Below are 14,555 nucleotides of genomic sequence, written 5' to 3'. Positions count from 1 at the left end.
AGGGAATCTAGCGGTTCCTTTTTGTGCCTCGGTACTCTTTGAGAACCGAAACAATCGTGGTGCACCTATCGCACTTCGGGCAATAAGGCACATTTCGGTGCCCCGGTTCTCTGGAGGTAACCATGGGCACAACGGGCAGCGAGTCGCGGTCGGCACCCCAGGAGGACCCGTGCCGGACCCGCGAAGTCCTCGGCATCGTCGGGGACAAATGGTCACTGCTCGTGGTGCGCAACCTCAGCCAGGAACCGCGCCGCTTCACCGAGCTCAAGCGAGCCATCGACGGAATCAGCCAGCGCATGCTCACCGTCACCCTGCGCAGCCTGGAACGCGACGGAATCCTCACGCGGACCGTCCACAACGTCATGCCGCCGCACGTCAGCTACGAACTCACCCCGATGGGCAAGACCCTCCGCGAAGCCACCGCACCCCTGCTGGAGTGGAGCATTTCGCACCTGGCACACATCGACGCGGCCCGCGCCACGTACGACGCCCGCCCCGACACCCCGCCCGCCTAGTCAGAGGACTGGCGAGGCGGCGGTAGCAGTGGGGCCTCGCTCACGCGAGGCCCCACGATGGGATCAGACGGTGAGGACGAGCTTGCCCTGGAGGTGACCGCCGTCGAGCAGCCGGTGCGCGTCGGTGACGCGCTCGAACGGGAACGTCTCCTGTACGTGGACCCGGAGCCTGCCCTGTTCGACGAGTTCGACGAGACCTCGCAGGGCGACCGGATCGGGGTCGACCGCGATGCCGCTGAAGCGCATGCCGGCCGCCTCGTACTTGGCGGCGAGCTCCGCATTCTCCTCGGCGACCGCCGTCACCAGGTGACCGCCCGGGCGGAGCACTTCGAGCGACCGCTCGACGGTGTCGCCGCCGATCGTGTCGAGCACGACGTCGATGTCGCGGACCGCCTCGGTGAAGTCGACCGCCGTGTAGTCGATCACCTCGTCGGCGCCGAACCCCTCGACGAACTTCCGCTTGCTCCCGCCGGCGGTCGCGATCACGTGCGCGCCGAGCGCTTTCGCGATCTGGATCGCGACGTGGCCGACCCCGCCACCACCGCCGTGGACCAGGACGCGGTCGCCCTCGGTCACGCCGCCGAGGTCGACGAGGCCCTGCCACGCCGTCAGCCCGACGACCGGCAGCGCCGACGCCTCGACGTGCGAGAGCGACGCCGGCTTGCGTGCCAGGTGCAACGCCGGCGCCGACACGACCTCGGCGTACGCGCTCGCCGCCCGCGGGAACAACGGCATCCCGAACACCTCGTCGCCGGGTCTGAACCGCCACGTCTGCGGCGCCTCCTCGACCACGCCACTGATGTCCCAGCCGAGGATGAACGGCGGCCGGCCGATCAGCGGGAACTCGCCGGCGCGCAGACGCGCCTCCAGCGGGTTCAGCCCGATCGCCTTGACGCGGACGAGAACCTCGCTCGGGAGGGGCCGGGGCTCGGGCGCGTCCACGATGGTGAGCACCTCGGGACCGCCGAGCGTCTGCTGGGTGATGACTCGCATGACTCTCCTGGCTTTGGGGGGGAGCAACCCAGGCTAGGTTTCCGATAGGAACCTGCAGGTACCTTTGGCGCCATGAGCGGTTTCAGGCCCGGTGATGTGTTTCTCGCCGACTGCCCGGGGCGTCTGGCGGTCGAGCTGATCGCCGACAAGTGGACGGTGGTCGTGCTCTACGGCCTCAGCAAGGGCCCGGTACGCCATGGCGAGCTGATCGAGCTGATCGGCGGCATCTCCCGCAAGATGCTCACCCAGACGCTCCGACGGCTCGAGGCGCACGGGCTCATCCGCCGCCACGCCTACGCCGAGGTGCCACCCCGCGTCGAGTACGAGCTGACCCCGCTCGGGGCGACGCTGATCGAGCCGATCCACATGCTGACCGAGTGGGCGAGGGCGAACGGCGACGCGGTGCTCGATGCGCTCGACGCCGATCCCGAGCCGGTCGCCCAGAGCGACTGAGGCCCCCGCTCACCCCGAACGGCCACGACTCCCCGCTGCTCGCCCCGACCTGGGGCGAAGCTCAGCATCAGCCCGCCCGATGCGGTCGCGGCATCGCTCCGACTCGGCGGTGTTCCCGGCTCGACATCGGATCGGCGGCGACGTCGACGCGCGGCTCCGCTCCACGTCGAGGACGGAAGCCCACGCGGACTGACCGCCGATCAGGTCGCTGATGCGTGGGTGGTGGCAGTCCAGCGGTTGGCGGCGAGGACGCAGACCACTGGGGGGCTGAGGGGGAGGGTCTGGGTGCTCAGGTGAGTGAAGCCGGCGTCTCTCAGCAGGTCCTCGATTTCGCGGGCGGCGCTGCGGGACGTGTCCGCAGTGGCCCCGGGGCAGCGGGGCTGGGACGCGATGGCAATGCGCCCGCCGGGCGCCAGCCGCCGGCGCAGCTCGGCGAGCCGCTCGGCCGGCGCGGGCCAGAACCCGAGGGAGTTGACGGCGAGGATGGCGTCGAAGGGACCGTCGAGAGCGGGCGGAAGCTGATCGGCCGAGGCGTTGATCAGGGTGACCCGCCCGGCCCGGATGGCGGCGGCGTTGCGCCTGGACGCCTGCCGGAGCATCACGCCGGAATGGTCGATGCCGTACACGTGGCCCGCACCGGCGCGGACCAGTTCCGCGATCGCCACGCCGGGGCCGAAGCCGATCTCAAGGACCTGGTCGGCGGGCCGCACACCGAGCAGCGAGACCACCCACCGGTTGCGCTGCCGGTTGGACGGGCGGTGGGCGAACACCCAGCCGTTCACGCTCCCGGCCGCGCCCCGGGGACGATGGGCCTGGCCGATGACGTCGTGGTCCAGCGCACGGACGGCGGCGATCCCGGCACGCGCGACCCCGTACTCGACCGCCGCGGTCACCGCCCGCTTCACCGCCCGTGGAATGCTTCCCTCATGTCGCGTTCGCATGGCCGGCAGTCAACGCCTTCAAGTGCACCTGAAGTCAACACGCCCGGCGGCCTGCTCACCATCGGCGAGCTGGCCCGCCGTACGGGAGTCGCCGCCTCGGCCCTGCGCTACTACGAGGAGCTCGGCCTGCTCCCCGCGCCCGCCAGGGTCTCGGGGCAGCGCCGCTACCCCGAGTCGGCCGTCCGGGTCGTCGGCACGATCCTGCTCTACAGCGACGCGGGGTTCACCCTCGCCGAGCAGAAGGCCCTCCTGGCCTCGCGCGAGGGCATGGACGGTGAATGGAGCCGACTTGCCCGGCGCAAGCTCGCGGAACTCGACGAGCAGATCGCCAGGGCGCAGGCCGCCCGCGAGGCCATCAGGCACGGGCTGCGCTGCCCCCACGAGGAAATCACGCAATGCCCCAATTTCAACGCCGGCATCACCGCCCGGCTCGCCGGCCAGCCACTTTCACAATCACACCAGCAGTTGCACGGCCAACGATTCCACGAGGTGACAGACGGCTCCTAGCGAGTGACGGCTATCGGTCGCGGCGTCAGGTGGCCTTGCCGCGGGCGATGTAGAGGTTCAGCTGCCTTGGCAGCTGCGCGATGTCGCCGGGGCTCAGCCGTTGCCCTCGGAGTGTCCAGACGGGTTCAAGCGGTCGGTCAGGAAGGCGAGGATCTCGTCCCTGGCCTTCAGCGTGGGATGACCGTCCTCGTCGATGAGGTGGGCGGTGACGACGCTGTGGGGGGTCTCGACCACGTCGCGAAAGAACGGGGGCGGGTCGGTGTTGGCAGAACTGCCCGCGAGGACGCGGCCGTCGAAGGCGTCGCCGAGGAGTGCCTGGTAGGCGGCGAAGCGCTGGCCGGTGCACCAGCGGTCGTCGTCGAAGCGGTAGGCGAGAACCTTCAGTCCATCGCGCGCGACGCGTTCTTGGATCGCGCGCGCGTCCTCGTCGCCGATCTCCAGTCCGGCGGGGTCGTCCAGCGGCAATGACGGGTGGTTGACCACCGGCGCGATGACGGCCGGCTGAAGCGCCATGGTGAGGGCGAAGTTGCCGGTGAAACACAGTCCGATCGCGCCGACTCCCGGACCGCCGTGTTCGGCGTGGGCCTGGCGCGCGAGTCCGCGCAGCCACGCGGTGACAGGGCTGGTGCCGCCCCCGGCGAACGCTCGGAACTCGGCACTGACACACGCACGGCGGACGACCTCCTTGCCGCCCTCGGCCGTCGGATAGGCGCCGTCGACTCCGAAGAGCGAGGGGACGTAGACGGCGAAGCCCGCATCGCGTACCCACCGCGCCAGCCGAAGGACGTCAGGGCTGATGCCAGGCATCTCCGGCATCAGTACGACGGCCGGCCCGCGACCCGCGACGTAGACGGTCTTCACCACTCCGTCCACCTCCACAAGCCGGCGGGAGAAGTCCGTGATCGCGTCGTCAAGGCGTTCGTTCGCAGCGCTCATGGTGACAGCGTGGACCGATGCGCGCGCACAAGGCGACAGGCCAGACCGCCATGCATAGGGGTAATCTCGCCAAAGGCATGGTGGCGGGGAGGCGGGCGTGAGTGCACTGCGGGTTGGTGTTCTGGCCTATCCGGGCTGCTTCGCGTCCGAGGTGTTCGGCGTGCCCGATCTGTTGACGATGGCCACCCGCGTGGCCGACCCGGACCGCGCCGGATACGAGGTGTCGATCGTTTCGCCTCGCCGTCGTGTCGCCGCATCGGGCGGTTCGACGCTGGCCGTCCGGCCGCCGCGCGAGGTCGACGTGCTCGTCGTGCCCGGGTTCGAACTCGCGCCGGGTCTCGACGTGGACGCCAAGCTCGCCGCCCTCGCCCCTGAAGTCGCCGTGATCCGCTCACACGCGGCCATGGGCAACGTCGTCGTCTCGATCTGTGTCGGTGCGTTCCTGCTCGCCGAGGCCGGACTGCTCAACCGGCGCCAGGCGACCACGGCATGGCTTTTCGCGGACGAACTGGCTCGACGCTGCCCGGACGCCGATGTCCGACCCGAACGTCTGGTCGTCACCGACAAGGGTGTGACGACGACGGCGGCCTTCAGCGCCATGTACGACTTCGCGCTGGAACTGATCCGCGAGCACAGCGGTGCCGCCGTGGCACGGACGACCGCGCGGGTGGCGCTCGTCGACGACGCGCGGTCATCCCAGACTCCCTACGTCGACGCACGACTTCTTCCGCCGCCCGGAAACGAGTTCTCCCGCAGGGTCATGCGCCGGCTCGACCAGAACCTCGCCGTCCGATACGACCTCGCCGCGTTGTCGGACGCGTTCAATGTCAGCACCCGGACACTGCTACGGCGCTTCGCAGATGAGACCGGCCAGACCCCGCTGGAGTACCTGCAGTCCTCGCGGGTCCGTCGCGCCCGCCACCTCCTCGAGACCACGGACCGAACCGTCGCCAGCATCTGCACCGCGGTCGGGTACAAGGACTCCGGAACCTTCGCTGCGCTCTTCGCAAAGCACACCGGACGGCGCCCAAGGGACTACCGTGCGACTTTCCGGCGTGGCACCAACTGAAAAGCCTCGCCGCCGGTCGCCCTACGACCGGCCGATCCGCTGCCAGGACATATCGTCACGAGTCCATCAGCACCGCAGGTCGCCGCTCGGCCTATTCGGCGACGGCGCGCTCGCATCGATTTCGTCCCGACCCGCCACAGGGATTCTCGGATTTTTCAGAGCTTAGGGAATCGTGGTGAGCGTCGGCGCATCGGATCAGTCTTTCGGCAGGCCGATCCGAAGGGCGTGACCAGCATGGACTTCTCTCGAGCGTACGAGATTCCCCGCAGGTTCGATCTTAAGATGTTCGCTTACGCGGAGAACGTCTATCTCGTCCGTAATCTGGTTGATCAGGCCGTTGACACCTGGGGCCTTTCCGAGAACGCCAGATTCACGGGACAACTCGTCCTGACGGAGCTGGCCACCAACGCGGTACGGCTCTACGAGGGCAAGGAGATTCACGTGTGGGTCTCCAGCCAATCAGGCCGGCATCTTCTGGAACTGGCCGTCTGGGACCCCGACCCCGACAACCTCCCCAGGATCCTCCCGCCGACCGAGTACGGCGAGTCCGGCCGTGGACTCGCGCTCGCGTGGGAGCTGTCCGACCAGCGACTCGGCTGGTACCGGTCGACGACGGCCAGCGGAAAGGTCGTATGGGCGAGGGTCGGGCCGTAGCTGTCTAGAGCTGTCTGGAACGGCGCTGGTATGTGGGTTTTCGGGAATGGCTGCGCTGAGTAGTGGATGTATCTACCCTCCGTAGTAGCGACTCGCGCTGGATACGTAGGGAGAGCCAATGCCGGTCGTCCGAGCTCCGCTTAATCCGAAGACCTCTCTCTGGCACATGCTGGCCTACCTGCTGAGGTGGGAACGCGAGAAGAACGGCCTCTCGCTGACGCAGTGGGGAAAGATCGCCAGCGCCGCACCATCGACGGTCTCCAACGTCGAAGCGGGCCGAAGAAAGATCGACGAGAGGCAAGCAAAGATCATCGACCGTCATTTCCGAACCGGCGGCCTCTTCGAGCTACTGCTCTGGTACGCCCAGAACGGCCACAACCCCGACTGGGCGCAATCGGTTGCCGCGTACGAGACCATCGCCGAGATAATCCGGATCTACCAGGGGCAGATCATTCCAGGTCCGTTCCAGACCGAGGATTACGCGCGAGCCCTGCTGCTGGCCAGCAGCAACGTCGAGGACGTCGACGCGACCCTCAGGGCCAGGATGGAGCGGCAGGCCGCGATCCTGGAAAGGCCGGATCCGCCCTACGTCTGGGCACTCCTGGACGAGAACGTGCTGGACGACTGCGTCGGCGGCGTCGAGGTCATGCGGGCACAGCTCCGCTACCTGCTCGAACTGATGCAGCGCCCGCACATCTCGATCCGTATCATCCAGCGCTCGACCGGTGCGCATATCGGAAAAGATGGCCCGTTCCGCATCATCAGTGTCGATTCCCGCGATATCGCTTACGCTGGAGCACGGCGAGGCGGTCGGCTGATCGAGATGTGCGGCGAGGTCGAACAGTTCAAACTGGACTTCGACCGAATCGGGCAGAAAGCAGCGTCCGATGACGCCTCGCGCGTCCTGATCGAACGCCGATTGGAGGCCACCGAATGGCGATGCAGTGGCGCAAAAGCTCAGTCAGCACTGCCGTCGACGACGAGGCGTGTGTCGAGGTGGCGCCGCTGACCTCGCAGGAGGCCGCCAGTCTGACGGCGCAATTTCACGACTGACGTCCCGCCGGTAGGCTGACGCCCTTCGCGATCTTGAGAGGGGGCGGCGGATGGGCGGGGCCGGACGGCGATTCGGGCGTACGGTGCGCCTGTGGCTCGCCTCGGGCGCGGTCGTGGCGACGATGGCGGCCACCGTCTCCTCCGACGTCGTGGCGCCGCCGCCTTCCGGCCGTTCCGAGCCGGAGTTCGCCGTTTCGGTGGAGGGGAGCGGTCCAGGCTGGGCCCAGGTGCTCGAGGCGTCGACGTCCCGGGTGCTCGGAGAGGTGCCGGCGCCGTCATCCGCCATCGGCCGGCCGGTGGCGGTCGTGGCCGCCGCCGCGGATCGTACGTTCGTCCTGGCCGCCTCCGACCCCGCCCGCTGCGTGTCGCGGCTGTACCGGCTGCGCCTGTCGGAGCAGGGAGACGCGGAGAAGCCGAGGCCGATCCCCGGCGGCCCGATCCGCGCCGCGGTGGCGGGCTTGGCGGTCGACCCGTACGACTCGAAGATCGCCTACGCGACGGCGCCGTGCGGGAACACCGCGGCGCCCCATGCCTCCGTTACGGTGCTGGACACCCTGACCGGGGAGCACCGCATCTGGTCGCTCGACACCCCGTCCGTCGTCGGCGATCTGAGGTGGGGCTCGGACGGCCGTACGCTCGGCTACGCACTCGGGCAGGGCGTCCCCGCCCAGGTCGGCTTCACCCCGACGACCGGGACGGTACGGGCCCTCGACACCACGACCAGAGGGACGTCGCTGCTCGCCGGCCGGGTGGTGTACCGCCCGGCCGACGGCGTCCTCGAGTCGGCGAGCCTCGATCGGAGTTCGTACCCGAGCATCGTCGTCATTCGCGACCCGCGGTCGGGTGACCGGAGCTGGTTCTCGGTCGGCCTCGGCCGCTCACCCCGCTTGCTCCAGGTGATCCCGGCCGGCACCGCCGTTTTCACGGCGATGAAGATCGTTGGGCGCCTCCATCAGTGCGGTGGCGACGTCGACGCGTTCGGCCGGCTCATCGACGGCCGCTTCACCTCGGACGTTCGGGGCGGGCACCTCGCTTGCACCAGGGCACAGTGACCGGGGATCGCTTCGCCCCTTGACTGTAACCGCTCACTTACCTGAGCATGGATGTCGATCCGGAAGGCGGTGGCGTGATGACGATCCGGTCCGGTCCGGCCCCATCGGGGCTCCCCCTGTCCTCGTTGGAGTTCTGGGCGTTGCCCGTCGAGGAGCGGGAGGCGACGTTCGCGGCCTTGCGGGCGCGGGAGCACCCGGCGTTCTTCAGCGAGATCCCCGTCCCGTTCGTACGGCCGGGCAAGGGCTTCTACGCGCTGGTCCGGCACGCGGACGTCAGCGAGGCGAGCCGCCACCCGGACGTCTTCAGCAGTGAGCCGAGCGCGACCAGCATCCCGGACTTCCCCGCGTACATGGAGCGGTTCTTCGGCTCGTTGATCAACCTGGACGACCCGCGGCACGCCAAGATCCGCCGCATCGTGTCGCGAGCCTTCACGCCGAAGATGCTCGCCAAGACCGAGGACGACATCCGGCGGCGCGCCGCGCGGATCGTCGACGAGCTGGTCGAGACCGGTCCGGGCGACTTCGTCTCCAAGGTCGCCGTCCGCCTGCCGGTCGAGGTCATCTGCGACATGCTCGGCATCCCCGAGAACTACCACGCCCAGGTGGTCCGGCGGACCAACGTGATCCTCGGCAACTCCGACCCGGAGTACACCGGCGCCACGCCGGGACCAGAGATGAGCCGGGTCGCCGCCGGCCGCGCGCTGCTCAGGATCATTTGGGCGGCCCGCGACCTGCACCGGCTCGCCGCCCGTCTCGGGCGCGAGCGCATGAAGAACCCGACCGGTGACCTGACCTCGGCCCTGGTGACCGCCAACGTCGACGGCGAACGCCTGACGACCCGCGAGCTCGGGTCCTTCTTCCTCCTGCTCGTCGTCGCGGGCAACGAGACGACGCGGACGGCCCTCAGCCACGCGCTGAAGCTGTTCACCGACTTCCCCGACCAGCGGGCCCTGCTGCTGGAGGACTTCGAAGGCCGGATCGGCGGCGCCGTCGAGGAGATCGTGCGCTACTCCACGCCGGTGATCTTCATGCGGCGCAACCTGACCCGCGACCACGAGATGAACGGTCACACCTACAAGGCCGGCGACAAGGTGCTGCTGTTCTACAACTCCGCCAACCGCGACGAGACGGTGTTCGACCGGCCGGACGTCTTCGACATCACCCGGGCCCCCAACCCGCACGTCGGCTTCGGCGGCCCCGGGCCCCACTTCTGTCTCGGCGCGAACCTGGCCCGCTGGGAGATCACCGTCATGCTCCGGGAGCTGTTCACCCGCCTGCCGGACCTCCGCGCCGACGGCGAGCCCGACCGCCTGCTGTCCGGCTTCATCAACGGCTACAAGCGCCTGCCCTGCACCTTCACCGCACCCTAGACACCGTCGAAGCGGGCCTGAGCGGCCCGGATGTCGGCGTCGTGGTCGACGGCCCACCGGCCCAGCATGAGCAGCGGCTCGCGCAGGGACCGTCCGAGGTCGGTGAGGGCGTACTCCACTCTCGGCGGCCTTCCCGGCTGGATGGTCCGGCTGATCAGGCCGTCGCGTTCGAGCGTGCGCAGGGTGCGGGTGAGCACGCGGCGGCTGAGCCCCTGGATCGCCCGGTCCAGCTCGTTGAAGCCGTACGGCCGCGCGGCCAGGAGTGACAGCACCAGGACGCCCCACTTCTCGCCGACGCGGCGTAGCACCCCGGTCGCCGGGCAGGCCTCGTGCTCTTCGACGGTCACAGGTGTGGGCAGGGCGACGGCGAGATCACCAGTGGACATGAAAGTGCCTTCTTTCGGGGGCCGTTCCGACCGACACAAGATCAGCGTACGGAATCGATCGGAACCAAGGAGCTTGCCATGCTCGCTGTCTGCGGAGCTTCCGGAAACCTGGGCGGCCGCACTCTGCGGCACCTCGTGGAGCGCGTCGACGCCTCCCAGGTGGTCGCCCTCTCCCGTACGCCGGACCGGGTCCCCGACGTCGGGGTGGCGACCCGCCTCGCCGACTTCTCCGACCCCGACGGGCTCGTACGGGCGTTCGACGGGGTCGATCGGCTGCTGGTCATCAGCCTTGACGCCATGACGGGCCGGGTGCCGAAGCACGCCAACGCGCTCGACGCGGCGGCGAAGGCCGGCGTGGGGCACGTCGTCTACACCTCGGTGGCGCGCGCGGGTGACCCGGGGAACCCGGTGGGAGTCGTCCCGGACCATCGAGACACCGAACGTCTGCTGGCCTCGTCCGGGCTGACGTTCACCGCGCTGCGTTTCAACGTGTGGCCCGAGATGCTGACGTACCTCGGGATCGCGCAGCGGGCGGTGGCCACCGGGCGGCTGCCCGGCAACGCCGGTGACGGGCGAGTCGGCTACCTCACCCGGGACGACAGCGCCGCCGTGGCCGCCGCGGTCCTGGCCGACGGCGGCTGCGAGGGGCAGTTCCTCGAGGTCACCGGACCGGCGGCCGTCCAGGAGACGGACATCGCGGAGGCGCTGACGGAGGCGACCGGACGCCGCGTACGGCATGAGCCGGTGACGGACGAGGAGCTGCCGACGCGTCTCACCGCACTGGGGATGGCGGCGCCACTCGCCGAGGCATGGACGGAAGCCGGCATCGCGCGCCGGGAGGGCTGGTTCGACGTGATGACCCACGCGGCCGAACGGCTCACCGGCCGCAGGCCCACCTCGATCGCCGAGTTCTTCGCGGCCGAACGCGCGGCTCTGCCGGCCGCGTGACCTCTGAGGGCGCTACCGGTCGGCGAGCGGCCGGTAGCGCCCAGTGCGTCCTCGATCGGCCGTCTGGTCCGTCTCTTTCTCCATTCCGCTCACGCTCGGAGACGGATGGCTCACACTTAGTGCATGAAATGGTCGGGGGATCGTTCGATGCGGGAGTTTTCCGAGGCGGCCGAGTCCGGTGCTGGGGCCGACGAGATCGGCGAGGCGCTTTCACGGGCCCTCGCGCCCGTGGTCGGTCATGACGCGATCGCACTGACCGGACACTGCCCGACCACGGGCGTGGGTCCTTCTCCGTTCGGCTTCTGGTACGGACTGGAGCCCGGCTTCGGCCAGGAGTTTCTGCGCCACTACTACCAGGGCTACTACCAGGGCGACCTTCCCTGCATGCCGTCCGAGCTCGAACGGCGACCGGTCCCCGCGGGCGTGCTGACGGTCGGCCACGGCCCCGAACCGTGCCGGCAGATGGCCACGCGCCTGCTGTCCCCCCATGGAGTCGGCTCCCAGCTGCACCTGCTGCTGAGGGACGGCCGCGGGGTGTGGGGACAGCTGGGGCTGACGCGCGCCGAGGGCGCCAGGCCGTTCGACGCCGCCGAAGTGGAGCGCCTGCATCGGCTGGCGCCGACTCTGGTCGGACACCTGCGTGACCAGGTCACCGCGGGCCCGCTCACGCCGGCGGTCCCGGCACCGCCGCCGGGCGTCGTCATCGTCGGCGCCGACCACACGATCCGGGCCACCACCCCGCAGGCGGACGACTGGCTGGAGCGGCTGGCGCGGTGTGCTCCCGGGTGGACCGTCGAGTCGTTCCTGGTCGCACTGGCGATGCTCACCCGCGGCCACGTCCGCGAGTTCGGGGACGCGCCGCCACCGATCATTGGGCCCGGCGTCGAAGCCGGGCGCTGGATCGCCTGCCATGGACAGCCGCTCGACCACGACGGCACCGGTGACGTCTCGATCGTCATTCAGGCGGCCACCGGAACGCGGCTGCTCCCGTTCTTCGGCGACTGGTACGGCCTCACGTCCCGCGAACGCGAGATCGTCGCGCATTTGTACCAGGCACAGGCGCCCAAACAGATCGCGCGCCGTCTCGACCTGTCCGTCCACACCGTCAACGATCATCTCAAGGCCGTGTACGGCAAGACCGGTGCGGGCGGCCGCGACGAACTCCTCGCCGCGATCTCCGGCTGACAGCCGAGACAGGAGCGCACGCGGATCTTTCCGCCGCGGGCCGTCGCCGTTGACGGCCCGCCGCACGTCGCGAGGGACTACGGCAGCTTGACGTACCGGGCGAGGAAGTCGCGGGCCGGGCCGGCGTCCAGGCGGTAGTCGTAGTTGGTCGCCTTGCAGGCGTCGTCGTCCCCGCTGATGGTCGTGGCCACCAGGAGGTCGGAGTCGCCGAGGAAGTTGGGGCCGCCGGAGTCGCCGTAGCAGGTGCCTCCGTCGCCCTCCTCCAAGCCGAGCTTGAGCCACACGCGGGTGAGGTCGTCGTAGGAGATCGACGTCCGGCTGCGCGTGTCGGTGTAGACCAGCTTCGTCTTGTGCGAAGCCGCCTTCTTCTGGTTGACCGACCCGTATCCGACCGGGGTGAACCGGGCGTCCTGCAGCGATCCGTCGACGCGCATCCGGGACAGCAGGCCCGCGGGCGGCAGCTTGGCCGGCTTGATGCCGGCGATCGGCTTGTCGAACACCACGACGGCGATGTCGTGGAGGTCTCCCTTGGGGTTGTACCGCTCGTCCGGAATGTAGCGGCCGGAGTAGACGGTCTCCCCCTGCTTGTAGTGGCTGGCGAAGGTGACGCGCGCGGTCCGCTGGTTCTTGTGACCGCAGTGCGCGGCGGTCACGAGGACCGTCGGGGAGACGAGCGTGCCGGTGCAGTAGGCCCAGGTGCCGTCGGGGTACGGCTTGTCGGCGAGGAGAGCGCCGACCGACGGGTGCTCGTTGCCGTCCGTAGATCCATTGGTGATCGCGGAGGCGGGAGAAGCGAGGGTAACCACGAAAGCAGCGCAAATAGCGAGGGGGGCGGCAAAACGCATGAAGGAGACTGTAAGTGAACTTATGCCGCTTTTTCAAAAGGATCAGGCAAAGATCTACCTAGGCATCTACCTGCGGATACGTGATCAGGGAAGTGATCGGAATTCGCGGTAAAGGGATCTTGTGATCGCTTCGGAGATCGAAATGCACCGCCCGGAACGGCGAGGAGAACCGGGCTCGCGGCGGCGCCGCGAACCCGGAAATCCAGGCACTTACGAGAGGCCGATCCGGCGCGCGGCGCGGTCCCAGGCGGCGTCGTCACCGCTCGGCCGGTAGACGGTCAGCTCCTGCGTCCGGAGTACGAGCCCGCGCGGGTCGGCGGTCAGACCATGCGCGCGGGCCTGCGCCAGCGCGTTGCCGATCGCCGTCGCCTCCACCGGTCCGGCGACGACCGGCAGGCCGCAGGCGTCCGCGGTCAACTGGCACAGCAGCGTGTTGCGCGCCCCGCCGCCGACGACGTGCACGACCTCGACGGACCGCCCGGACAGGCGCGCGGCGTCCCGGATCGCGGCGCGGTGCCCGAGGGCGAGGCTCTCCAGGACGCAACGGACGATCTCGGCCCGTCCCTCCGGGGGTCGCTGGCCGGTCCGCGCGCAGTACGCGGTGATCCGCGCGGGCATGTCGCCCGGCGGGATGAACGCCTGGTCGCCCGGATCGACGAGCGCGGCGAACGGCGGGGCGTCCGCGGCGGCGGCCAGCAGCTCGGGCAGTGACTCCTCGGCCCGCCAGGTCCGCAGCGACTCCTGCAGCAGCCACAGCCCCATGACGTTGCGCAGGTACCGGATCGTGCCGCCGACCCCGACCTCGTTGGTGAACCCGGCGACCCGGCTCTCCTCGGTCAGCACCGGCGCGTCGAGCTCGACGCCGGCCAGCGACCAGGTGCCGCAGGACACGTAGCCGAACCGGTCGTTCTCGGCGGGCACGGCCAGGACGGCGGAGGCCGTGTCGTGCGAGCCGACCGCGGTGACCGGCAGCGACTCCGGCAACCCGGTCTCGGCCGCGACGTCCGGCCGCAGCGTGCCGATGACGTCGCCCGGCCCGCGCAGCGGCGGGAAGATCCCCGCCGGCAGCCCGAGGCGCTCGATGAAGGCGTGCGCCCAGTCGCCCGTCCGCACGTCGTACAGCCCGGTCGTCGACGCGTTGGTCATCTCCGCGCCGACCTCGCCGGTCAGCCAGTACGCCAGCAGGTCCGGGATCATCAGCAGCGTGCGCGCCGCCTCCGGGACCGGCGCCGACAGCAGCTGGTACACCGTGTTGAACGGAAGGAACTGCAGTCCGCCGACGTCGTACAGCGTCTGCGCGCCCACCTCGGCGATCAGCTTGTCCATGACGCCGTCGGTGCGGCCGTCCCGGTAGTGGACGGGGTTGCCGAGGAGCCTGCCGGCCGGGTCGAGCAGACCGTAGTCGACCGCCCAGGAGTCCACGCCGACCGAGGTGACCCCCTCGGCGCCCCGGAGTCCCTCGAGGACCTCTCCGTACAGCCCGAGGACGTCCCAGTGGAGGGTGCCCGCCGCGCGGACCGGGCGGTTCCGGAAGCGGTGCGCCTCACGCAACGTCAGCTCGTCGTCCCCGACACGGGCGATCATGACGCGCCCGCTGGAGGCGCCCAGGTCCACGGCGGCGAACGAACGCGGGGGCATTGGCTGCTCC

At 69.7% G+C, this 14,555-nt stretch carries 16 protein-coding genes and 1 pseudogene; 11 read left to right on the top strand and 6 right to left on the bottom strand.

The window, feature by feature from the left end; genetic code table 11:
• Positions 1–122: 122 nt before the first annotated feature.
• Positions 123–515, top strand: coding sequence for a winged helix-turn-helix transcriptional regulator (locus ACYVF7_RS41260; protein WP_460351430.1), 393 nt, complete (start codon positions 123–125; stop codon positions 513–515).
• A 63-nt stretch (positions 516–578) separates the two neighbouring features.
• Here the strand turns inward: ACYVF7_RS41260 and ACYVF7_RS41255 are convergent, their stop codons facing one another.
• A complete protein-coding gene (locus ACYVF7_RS41255; RefSeq protein ID WP_460351429.1) occupies positions 579–1,508 on the bottom strand; it encodes an NADP-dependent oxidoreductase in 930 nt (309 codons plus the stop codon).
• 72 nt (positions 1,509–1,580) lie between these two features.
• On the opposite strand from ACYVF7_RS41255, the gene ACYVF7_RS41250 reads away from it, so the two are divergent.
• On the top strand, positions 1,581–1,961 hold the full coding sequence (locus ACYVF7_RS41250) for a winged helix-turn-helix transcriptional regulator (RefSeq protein WP_460351428.1): 381 nt from the start codon (positions 1,581–1,583) through the stop codon (positions 1,959–1,961).
• Positions 1,962–2,161: 200 nt separating this feature from the next.
• Here ACYVF7_RS41250 and ACYVF7_RS41245 read toward each other — a convergent pair whose 3' ends face one another.
• On the bottom strand, positions 2,162–2,902 hold the full coding sequence (locus tag ACYVF7_RS41245) for a class I SAM-dependent methyltransferase (protein WP_460351427.1): 741 nt from the start codon (positions 2,900–2,902) through the stop codon (positions 2,162–2,164).
• Here ACYVF7_RS41245 and ACYVF7_RS41240 point away from each other — a divergent pair.
• The gene (locus ACYVF7_RS41240) at positions 2,888–3,409 is read left to right on the top strand and encodes a MerR family DNA-binding transcriptional regulator (protein ID WP_460351426.1); all 522 of its coding nucleotides are present in this window, start codon (positions 2,888–2,890) and stop codon (positions 3,407–3,409) included. The two genes, ACYVF7_RS41245 and ACYVF7_RS41240, sit on opposite strands and share 15 nt — an antisense overlap.
• Positions 3,410–3,502: 93 nt before the next feature.
• Here the strand turns inward: ACYVF7_RS41240 and ACYVF7_RS41235 are convergent, their stop codons facing one another.
• Positions 3,503–4,345: a dienelactone hydrolase family protein gene (locus ACYVF7_RS41235; RefSeq protein WP_460351425.1), complete on the bottom strand. Its 843-nt coding sequence runs from the start codon at positions 4,343–4,345 to the stop codon at positions 3,503–3,505.
• 97 nt (positions 4,346–4,442) lie between these two features.
• Here ACYVF7_RS41235 and ACYVF7_RS41230 point away from each other — a divergent pair, with 97 nt between their 5' ends.
• The 6 genes and pseudogenes from ACYVF7_RS41230 (at position 4,443) to ACYVF7_RS41205 (ending at position 9,543) form a co-directional block, all read left to right on the top strand.
• Positions 4,443–5,414 carry a GlxA family transcriptional regulator gene (locus ACYVF7_RS41230; protein ID WP_460351424.1) on the top strand — a complete coding sequence of 324 codons (972 nt, stop codon included), beginning with the start codon at positions 4,443–4,445 and terminating at the stop codon, positions 5,412–5,414.
• A gap of 234 nt (positions 5,415–5,648) precedes the next feature.
• On the top strand, positions 5,649–6,068 hold the full coding sequence (locus ACYVF7_RS41225; protein ID WP_460358390.1) for an ATP-binding protein: 420 nt from the start codon (positions 5,649–5,651) through the stop codon (positions 6,066–6,068).
• 118 nt (positions 6,069–6,186) lie between these two features.
• Positions 6,187–6,972 (top strand): annotated as a pseudogene (locus tag ACYVF7_RS41220) (helix-turn-helix domain-containing protein); the annotation flags it as partial.
• 29 nt (positions 6,973–7,001) lie between these two features.
• Positions 7,002–7,121: a DUF397 domain-containing protein gene (locus ACYVF7_RS41215; protein WP_460351423.1), complete on the top strand. Its 120-nt coding sequence runs from the start codon at positions 7,002–7,004 to the stop codon at positions 7,119–7,121.
• Between the two features lie 50 nt (positions 7,122–7,171).
• Entirely contained in the window at positions 7,172–8,173 is a 1,002-nt protein-coding gene (locus ACYVF7_RS41210; RefSeq protein WP_460351422.1) for a hypothetical protein, read from the top strand.
• Positions 8,174–8,250: 77 nt separating this feature from the next.
• Positions 8,251–9,543 (top strand): cytochrome P450, encoded by a 1,293-nt coding sequence (locus tag ACYVF7_RS41205; RefSeq protein ID WP_460351421.1) that lies wholly within the window; start codon positions 8,251–8,253, stop codon positions 9,541–9,543.
• On the opposite strand, the gene ACYVF7_RS41200 is transcribed toward ACYVF7_RS41205, so the two are convergent.
• Positions 9,540–9,929 carry a winged helix-turn-helix transcriptional regulator gene (locus ACYVF7_RS41200; protein WP_460351420.1) on the bottom strand — a complete coding sequence of 130 codons (390 nt, stop codon included), beginning with the start codon at positions 9,927–9,929 and terminating at the stop codon, positions 9,540–9,542. The two genes, ACYVF7_RS41205 and ACYVF7_RS41200, sit on opposite strands and share 4 nt — an antisense overlap.
• Positions 9,930–10,007: 78 nt before the next feature.
• Between ACYVF7_RS41200 and ACYVF7_RS41195 the strand changes: the two genes are divergently transcribed.
• The gene (locus ACYVF7_RS41195; protein WP_460351419.1) at positions 10,008–10,877 is read left to right on the top strand and encodes an NAD(P)H-binding protein; all 870 of its coding nucleotides are present in this window, start codon (positions 10,008–10,010) and stop codon (positions 10,875–10,877) included.
• A 147-nt stretch (positions 10,878–11,024) separates the two neighbouring features.
• On the top strand, positions 11,025–12,062 hold the full coding sequence (locus ACYVF7_RS41190) for a helix-turn-helix transcriptional regulator (protein ID WP_460351418.1): 1,038 nt from the start codon (positions 11,025–11,027) through the stop codon (positions 12,060–12,062).
• 77 nt (positions 12,063–12,139) lie between these two features.
• Here ACYVF7_RS41190 and ACYVF7_RS41185 read toward each other — a convergent pair whose 3' ends face one another.
• Both ACYVF7_RS41185 and ACYVF7_RS41180 read right to left on the bottom strand, forming a co-directional pair.
• On the bottom strand, positions 12,140–12,868 hold the full coding sequence (locus ACYVF7_RS41185) for a S1 family peptidase (protein WP_460351417.1): 729 nt from the start codon (positions 12,866–12,868) through the stop codon (positions 12,140–12,142).
• A 249-nt stretch (positions 12,869–13,117) separates the two neighbouring features.
• On the bottom strand, positions 13,118–14,545 hold the full coding sequence (locus tag ACYVF7_RS41180; RefSeq protein ID WP_460351416.1) for a rhamnulokinase: 1,428 nt from the start codon (positions 14,543–14,545) through the stop codon (positions 13,118–13,120).
• Positions 14,546–14,555 lie beyond the last annotated feature (10 nt).

This window comes from Actinoallomurus acanthiterrae, assembly GCF_054775715.1.
Note: the sequence above shows the minus strand (reverse complement) of the source record. Positions and strands in the feature narration are given on the sequence as shown.

Bases quoted from the DNA above. Each gene is read 5' to 3' on its own strand.
- ACYVF7_RS41260 (WP_460351430.1), top strand. From the start codon at position 123: ATGGGCACAACGGGCAGCGAGTCGCGGTCGGCACCCCAGGAGGACCCG.
- ACYVF7_RS41255 (WP_460351429.1), bottom strand. From the start codon at position 1,508: ATGCGAGTCATCACCCAGCAGACGCTCGGCGGTCCCGAGGTGCTCACC.
- ACYVF7_RS41250 (WP_460351428.1), top strand. From the start codon at position 1,581: ATGAGCGGTTTCAGGCCCGGTGATGTGTTTCTCGCCGACTGCCCGGGG.
- ACYVF7_RS41240 (WP_460351426.1), top strand. From the start codon at position 2,888: ATGTCGCGTTCGCATGGCCGGCAGTCAACGCCTTCAAGTGCACCTGAA.
- ACYVF7_RS41245 (WP_460351427.1), bottom strand. From the start codon at position 2,902: ATGCGAACGCGACATGAGGGAAGCATTCCACGGGCGGTGAAGCGGGCG.
- ACYVF7_RS41235 (WP_460351425.1), bottom strand. From the start codon at position 4,345: ATGAGCGCTGCGAACGAACGCCTTGACGACGCGATCACGGACTTCTCC.
- ACYVF7_RS41225 (WP_460358390.1), top strand. From the start codon at position 5,649: ATGGACTTCTCTCGAGCGTACGAGATTCCCCGCAGGTTCGATCTTAAG.
- ACYVF7_RS41215 (WP_460351423.1), top strand. From the start codon at position 7,002: ATGGCGATGCAGTGGCGCAAAAGCTCAGTCAGCACTGCCGTCGACGAC.
- ACYVF7_RS41210 (WP_460351422.1), top strand. From the start codon at position 7,172: ATGGGCGGGGCCGGACGGCGATTCGGGCGTACGGTGCGCCTGTGGCTC.
- ACYVF7_RS41205 (WP_460351421.1), top strand. From the start codon at position 8,251: ATGACGATCCGGTCCGGTCCGGCCCCATCGGGGCTCCCCCTGTCCTCG.
- ACYVF7_RS41200 (WP_460351420.1), bottom strand. From the start codon at position 9,929: ATGTCCACTGGTGATCTCGCCGTCGCCCTGCCCACACCTGTGACCGTC.
- ACYVF7_RS41195 (WP_460351419.1), top strand. From the start codon at position 10,008: ATGCTCGCTGTCTGCGGAGCTTCCGGAAACCTGGGCGGCCGCACTCTG.
- ACYVF7_RS41190 (WP_460351418.1), top strand. From the start codon at position 11,025: ATGCGGGAGTTTTCCGAGGCGGCCGAGTCCGGTGCTGGGGCCGACGAG.
- ACYVF7_RS41180 (WP_460351416.1), bottom strand. From the start codon at position 14,545: ATGCCCCCGCGTTCGTTCGCCGCCGTGGACCTGGGCGCCTCCAGCGGG.